This is a genomic window from Paenibacillus sp. MZ04-78.2 (genome assembly GCF_024213375.1).
Classification (GTDB): Bacteria; Bacillota; Bacilli; order Paenibacillales; family NBRC-103111; genus Paenibacillus_G.
The window spans coordinates 343,278-349,595 of sequence record NZ_JANAVJ010000001.1 but is presented as its reverse complement, the minus strand read 5'-3'; the positions used below and the strand labels follow the sequence as shown (position 1 = coordinate 349,595).

Annotated in this window: 5 protein-coding genes; 4 read left to right on the top strand and 1 reads right to left on the bottom strand. The window is 58.8% G+C overall.

Features of this window, described 5'->3' with window-relative positions; translation table 11 throughout:
- The coding region (locus tag NLX71_RS01605; RefSeq protein WP_254361744.1) for an SbcC/MukB-like Walker B domain-containing protein at positions 1–2,534 on the top strand (2,534 nt) is incomplete at its 5' end.
- 421 nt (positions 2,535–2,955) lie between these two features.
- On the opposite strand, the gene NLX71_RS01600 is transcribed toward NLX71_RS01605, so the two are convergent.
- A complete protein-coding gene (locus NLX71_RS01600) occupies positions 2,956–4,866 on the bottom strand; it encodes an FAD-dependent oxidoreductase (protein WP_254361743.1) in 1,911 nt (636 codons plus the stop codon).
- A gap of 305 nt (positions 4,867–5,171) precedes the next feature.
- On the opposite strand from NLX71_RS01600, the gene NLX71_RS01595 reads away from it, so the two are divergent.
- The 3 genes from NLX71_RS01595 to NLX71_RS01585 all read left to right on the top strand — a co-directional run bounded on the left by NLX71_RS01595 (position 5,172) and on the right by NLX71_RS01585 (position 6,275).
- Positions 5,172–5,516 carry a histidine triad nucleotide-binding protein gene (locus NLX71_RS01595; protein ID WP_254361742.1) on the top strand — a complete coding sequence of 115 codons (345 nt, stop codon included), beginning with the start codon at positions 5,172–5,174 and terminating at the stop codon, positions 5,514–5,516.
- A gap of 129 nt (positions 5,517–5,645) precedes the next feature.
- Entirely contained in the window at positions 5,646–5,819 is a 174-nt protein-coding gene (gene rpsU, locus NLX71_RS01590; RefSeq protein ID WP_010491812.1) for a 30S ribosomal protein S21, read from the top strand.
- Positions 5,820–5,831: 12 nt separating this feature from the next.
- Positions 5,832–6,275, top strand: coding sequence for a GatB/YqeY domain-containing protein (locus NLX71_RS01585; protein ID WP_010491814.1), 444 nt, complete (start codon positions 5,832–5,834; stop codon positions 6,273–6,275).
- Positions 6,276–6,318: the final 43 nt, after the last annotated feature.

The window sequence follows — 6,318 nt, the reverse complement described above, 5'->3', positions numbered from 1 at the left end:
AGCAACGCGGCGCTGCCCGCGCCGCCGCCGAGGCGCTCGGCGCCGCGCAGGGCGCGCTCGCTGCAGCGCAGGCGGCGAACGCTGCCGCGCGCGAGGCGCTGGCCGCGCAGGAGGCGCCGCTGGCCGCGCGGCTCGAGCAGCTGCGCCAAGCCGCGCAGCTCGCGGCCGAGCTTGCCGCGGCGCGCGAGCGGCTGGCCGCGCTAGCCGCCGAAGGCGGGCGCCGCGAGGCGCAGCTGGCGGCGCTGCGCGCGGAGCAGACGCGCGAGCGCGAGCTGCGCGAGAAGGCGCTGCAGCGGCAGGCGCAGCTGCGCGACGAGCTGAAGCGGGCGGAGGTGCCCGCCGCGCACCGCGAGCGCCTGCAGGAGTCGCTGCAGGACAAGCGCGAGTTGGAACGGCTCGCTAAGCTGGAGGCGGAGCAGCAGGCGGAAACGAGCCGCCTGCAGGCGGAGCTGCGGCGGCTGAGTCAAGCGGAGGCTTCGCTGCAAGCGGCGCAGCGGGAATGGGAGCGGCTTGCGGCGGAATGGTCGCAGGAGCTGCTCGCGGCTTATCGGGCGTCGCGGGAGGCGGAAAACCGGCTAACTGGGCTGGAGAGCCGCATCGCGGAGGAGATGACGCACCGCCGCAAGGCTCAGCAGCAAGCGGAGCTGTCGGCGCTGGCCGAAGCGCTGGCGGCGCACCTGCATCACGGCGAAGCTTGTCCGGTTTGCGGCTCCGTGGCGCATCCGAATCCGGCGCTGCCGCAGGCCGTGGGAGCCGGAAAGCCGGTCGCGCCGCAAGACGAAGTGGCGATGCTGGAGCGGCAGCAAAACGAAGCTCGCGAAAGCCGGTTTGCGGTCCAAGGCCATTTGCAGTCGCTGCAAGCGCTGGAAAGACAGTGGCGGCAGGCGGTAGAGGAAGAGCCCCAAGGGCTGCCCGCTGCGCTAGGCGAAGCGGCCGTCTCCTCAGCCATTTCCGCAACGGAATCTTCCGTGGACAACGCGCAGCCAGACATCGCCGGCGAACGGATCGCGGAAACGCTGCGGGCAGCGGCGGAATCTGCTGCGGAGGTCGGCCGTCAGATTCAGCGGCTGCAAGCGAAGCTTCAAGAGCTGCTGCAAAGCAAGCGCCGGTTGGACAAGCAGCGGCATGACGGCGAAGCGCGCAAGCAAACGGCGCAAACGCTGTTCGACGCCCATGCGGCCAAAGCGGGCGAGACCTGCGAAGCGCTGAACGCCGTCCGTGCCGGCTGGCAGGCCAAATTTCCGGAGCTCCGGCCGGACGAGCTGGAAGAGCTGGCGGAGCGGCTGAAGCGTCAGGATCAACTGGCGGAGGAGCTGCGGGGCCGCTTGGACAAAAGTGTGGAGTTTTTGGACGAGAAGCGGAACCGGATGGAGCAGCTCCAGCAGGAGCTGAGCGAGGCCGAGAAAGAATCCGTCCGGTTAGCGGCGGAACGGCAAGCGCTTGAGCAGCAGACGGGACAGCAGGCGGAGCGGCTGCGGGCTTGGGTAGGCGACGAAGACGCTTCCGCTTTGGCTGCCAAGGCACAGGCGGAGCTGCACAAGCTGCGCACCGAAGCGCAGCGGTCTGTCCAACTGCTCGAAGACGCGCAGGCACGCCAGCAGGCCGAAGCGAAGACGGAAGCTGCGGCGCGGCAAGCGGCTGAATCGGCGCGGCTCGCCTGCGAAGAAGCGGAAGCGGAATGGACGCAGCAAGCGTCCGCGGAAGGCTTTGCGACGGCAGACGAAGTGACGCAAGCGCTGGTTGAACCTGAGCAGCAGCAGGCATGGGCTGCCGAGGTGGAAGCCCACGGCAAGCAGGAGCACCAGCTCACCGCGCGGCAAGCGGAGCTTGACGCCGAGCTGGCGGGACGGCAGGTCACCGAAGAAGAGTGGACGGCGCTGGAGGAAGAGCTGGCCCGGTGCAAGGCCGAGGACGAGGCAGCGGTGCAGACGACGGCCAAGGCGGAGCGCGACCACGAGGAGCTGCAGGCGAAGCATGCCCGATGGAGCGAACTGGAAGCGGAGCGGGAGAAAAGCCAGCAGGAGCTGTCCCTGCTCGGCAAATTGCAAAGCGTGCTGCGAGGCAATGCCTTCGTCGAATTTTTGGCGGAGGAGCAGCTCATGCATGTCAGCCGCGCGGCATCGGAACGGCTCGGTCAACTGACACGGCAAAAGTATGCGATCGAGGTCGACTCCGGCGGCGGCTTCGTCATCCGCGACGACGCGAATGGCGGCGTGAGGCGGCCGGTCACCACCTTGTCCGGCGGCGAAACGTTCCTGACCTCGCTGTCACTATCGCTCGCCCTTTCGACGCAAATCCAGCTGAAAGGGGAGCATCCGCTCGAATTTTTCTTCCTGGACGAAGGGTTCGGCACGCTGGACCAAGAGCTGCTCGACACGGTCATCACGGCGCTGGAAAAGCTGCATTTGGACAAGCTGACCGTCGGCGTCATCAGCCACGTGCCGGAGCTGCGAGCGCGGCTGCCGCGCAGGCTGGTCGTTCACCCCGCCGAGCCGAACGGACGAGGCAGTCGAGTGACGCTGGAGACGATGTAGCATACTTCTGCGCGAGCCGTCATAGCTAAACAGCGCGGCGTTACGGAACCTAGCTTGCGACGCAGACAGCTCCGCCATTTGGAGTCGATCTGGTGGCCGGGGCGATCCCGGAAGGCTCGGTTCTTGAACTCGCAGTCTATAATCGCCAAGGACAGAAAAGCGGCCCCTGGTTTCGCTTCCCGCGGTGACGTCCTCGTCCATCGTCACTGCGCTCCCAACGGAGCGTAAGCCGCCGTCCGATATCAAACCGGGGCCGCTTCAGGCGGTCGGCGCATGGTTTGGCTTTTTGGTGCAGCAGCTAACCAAGCTTTGGAACGATCTGACATAACGATTGAATTGCCAAAAAGCTCGAACGGCCGGTTCCGCCTTTCACAGAACCGAGCCCATTCGAGCTTTATATTTCGCCACGTATATATGTGGATTATGCTTTTTGAAGCTGCGGAGCTTCCTCCAAGATCGCCTTGGCCGCCAGCCGCGCGCTGGAGAAGGCGCGTTCCGCAAGCTCGCCTTTGCCTTGACAGCCGTCGCCACAGAAGTAGAACGGCACGTTCTCGATCCGGTTCGGCAATAGCCGGTTGCTCGCGATATTTTTGACGCTCGACACCATCGCTTTTTTCGAAACTCGCTTCACTTCCGTCGCTTCGCGCCAGCCCGGATAGTGCTGATCGAACAAGGCTTCCATCTGCTCGGTCTTTTTATCCAGATACGACTTACGTTCGTCCTCGCCCTCGAAGTTGTCGTTCAGGTACGCGATGCCTTGCAGCAGCTGTCCGCCTTCTGGAACGAGCGTATGGTCGGTCGCCGAGACGTCGCTGATGAACAGCTTGTTGTCCATGTCGCTGATGTAGCTGAACGGGCGGGCTACTACACGATTCAGGCCGATGTCGTAAACCATGACCTCTGTCGACGTATTGTCCTCGTAAGGGGCCATGAACGGCTCCCACGGCGTATCTTTGAGCAGCTTGCACACCTGCTGTACCGGCATGGCGAAGATGACGCGATCGAAGTCGAGCTCGCGGGTTTTCGTCTGCAGCCAAAACTTGCGGTCTGCGTAACGGATGCCGTCTACGCCTTCGCGCAGCGCGATTTCCCAGCGGGAGGTCAGGTCGATTTTTTGCTTGAGCTGGTTCGTAATGACGGCCCAGCTGCCGAGCACATAGTTGACCGGGCGGCCCGACAAAAAGAGGTTTTGGTAGTAGTCGCTGATCACCGCGCCCGAAACCTTCCGCGCCTCTTCCGGCGTGATGAAGAAGTTCGAACAGACAAGATGCTCCCACAGCTCCTTCACGTCTTCGTCCGCGTCCGACTGTGCCAAATAATCGCCCAGCGTATTGTAATTGCGCACGTTGTGAATGTTGGCGATGATCGCCGTAATTTCCCCGACGAAGCGCATCTTTTGGAACGGGTTCAGCAGCTCCGTCCGCATCAGGTTGACGAAGTCGAGCGGGGCCGGCGTCAACTGGTCGTTCTTGTAATACATGACCCGCCGTTTATCCACCTGCTTCGAGCTGAACGATAGTCCCAGCTCGCGCTCCATATCGCCGATGGTATGACGGTCGATGCCATAAATCGCGTGCGCGCCGTAATTCAGCGTAAAGCCTGCTTTTTCGTAAGTAAACGCCCGTCCGCCCAACTGCGGACTGCGCTCAAACAGGACGCCTTCGATTCCTTGATGCTCCGATAAATAAGCGGCTGCGGTCAACCCCGCAAGCCCCCCTCCGATGATAGCAACCTTCATGTTGTGTTCTCCTTTCCGTTCTGCTTCCAGTAGAATCGGTTCCGCTTCCTTGTCATGGCGAAGCCCTGTCCAAACCCAAGCGAGCTGCTCCCGCATCCGCTCGGTCAAATCCGTCTCTTCTTCGATCGCGCACCACAGCATGACCGTGCCGAAATAAGCGGTGGTCAGCATTTTGGCTTTGCCCGGCTCGGGCAGCCAGCGCATCAAGCTTTCGTACAGCGTTCGTTTCAGCTCTTCCATAGCCGCCTTCAGGCCTTCGTTTTGCATCGAAAGGGCGATCCAACTGCGGATCAGCCGCCTGGAGGAGCCCAGCGCTTCGGTCAAATCCAGCATCAGCCGGTTGACGTGGCTTTCCAGTGACCGCACCTGCGAAGGCGTGCGGCTGCACCAGGCTTGAATAAGCTCCATCTGTTTTCTCGGGATCTCTCGTAGTATTTCGTCTTTGCCTTCAAAATAATGGTAGAACGTTCCTTTGGACGTCCGCGTCGCGGCGATGATATCGTCTACGGACACATGCTCGTATCCGCGTTCCACAAACAGCTTCAGGGCAACATCCATCAGGTAGTCGCGTTTTTTTCGCGTCGACGCTCTCATGAACCGGTCCACCCTTAATCCCCCTTTGGTTAGCACTGTTTGCCAAGAATTGAATCGTTCCGATTAGTATTATAGATAATATTAGACCGATAGTCTATAAATGAATCCCTGTTTTCGGTCCTGAATCGATGCTTATTTTCGTTAAAATAGATCACTTTTTGAGAACGATCAGATTACGGTAGACAGTGCCGCGCAAAAAAAATCGTGTCCTTGTCTTTTTGCCGCGATGAGTTTTCTTTTTGCCAAGTTTTCGGGTATAGTGGAAGGAGACAAGCCTGAACCTGATAGTGGAAGGAGGGGAGAACGTGGACTGCATTTTTTGCAAAATCGTCGAAGGGTCGATCCCTTCGAAAAAAGTGTTCGAGAACGAGCATGTCGTTGCCTTTCAGGATATTCATCCGGCCGCTTCCGTACATATTTTAATCATTCCCAAAAAACATATCGCATCGATGAACGACGTCGGAGCGGACGACTGGCATCTGCTTGGAGAAATCCACAGCGCGGCGCAGCAAATCGCCAAAGAACAGGGCGTTGCCGAATCCGGCTACCGTCTGATCAACAACTGCGGCAAGCACAGCGGGCAGGAGGTATTCCATATTCATTATCACCTGCTTGGCGGAGAAAAACTGGGGCCGCTCAATGCCCGCTAAACCCGGTGCGGCTCATTTTTGAAGTTTTGTTCCGGATAGGTTGACACCCAGTTTCCTTATCACCTATAATGAAATTTGATGAATGTCTTTTTTCGTCTTGGACGGTCTGTTCGGAGGGAGGGAAAACTGGTGTCAGAAACTCGAGTTCGCAAGAACGAAACTATAGATGCTGCACTTCGTCGCTTTAAGCGTTCCATCGCCAAAGATGGCGTTTTGGCGGAGGTCAAAAAACGCAAGCATTATGAGAAGCCAAGCGTGAAACGCAAGAAGAAGTCAGAGGCTGCTCGCAAGAGAAAGTTCTAGGAGGCTTAATCGATGAGCTTAAGCGACAGACTAAACGATGACATGAAGCTTGCGATGAAGAGTCAAGACAAGTTCAAACTCTCCGTAATCCGTATGGTTCGTGCAGCTATCAAAAATCTTGAGATAGATCAGCGTAAAACCTTAGATGAACAAGAAGTACTTGACGTCTTGAATCGCGAGATCAAACAGCGCAAAGATTCCCTCCAAGAATTTGAAAAGGCCGGTCGTGACGATTTGGCGGAAAACCTGAAGGCCGAAGTCGCCATACTGATGGAGTACATGCCGCAGCAATTCACCGATGAAGAAGTAAAAGCCATTGTACAGCAGACCATCCAAGAAGTGGGAGCTTCTTCCAAAGCGGACATGGGCAAAGTTATGGGCGCATTGATGCCAAAGGTTAAAGGACGAGCAGACGGCAAAGTCGTCAATCAGTTCGTCCAACAGTTATTGTCTTAAACAACAGCGGGAAACACTCCGAATAGTAGGAGTGTTTTTCTTT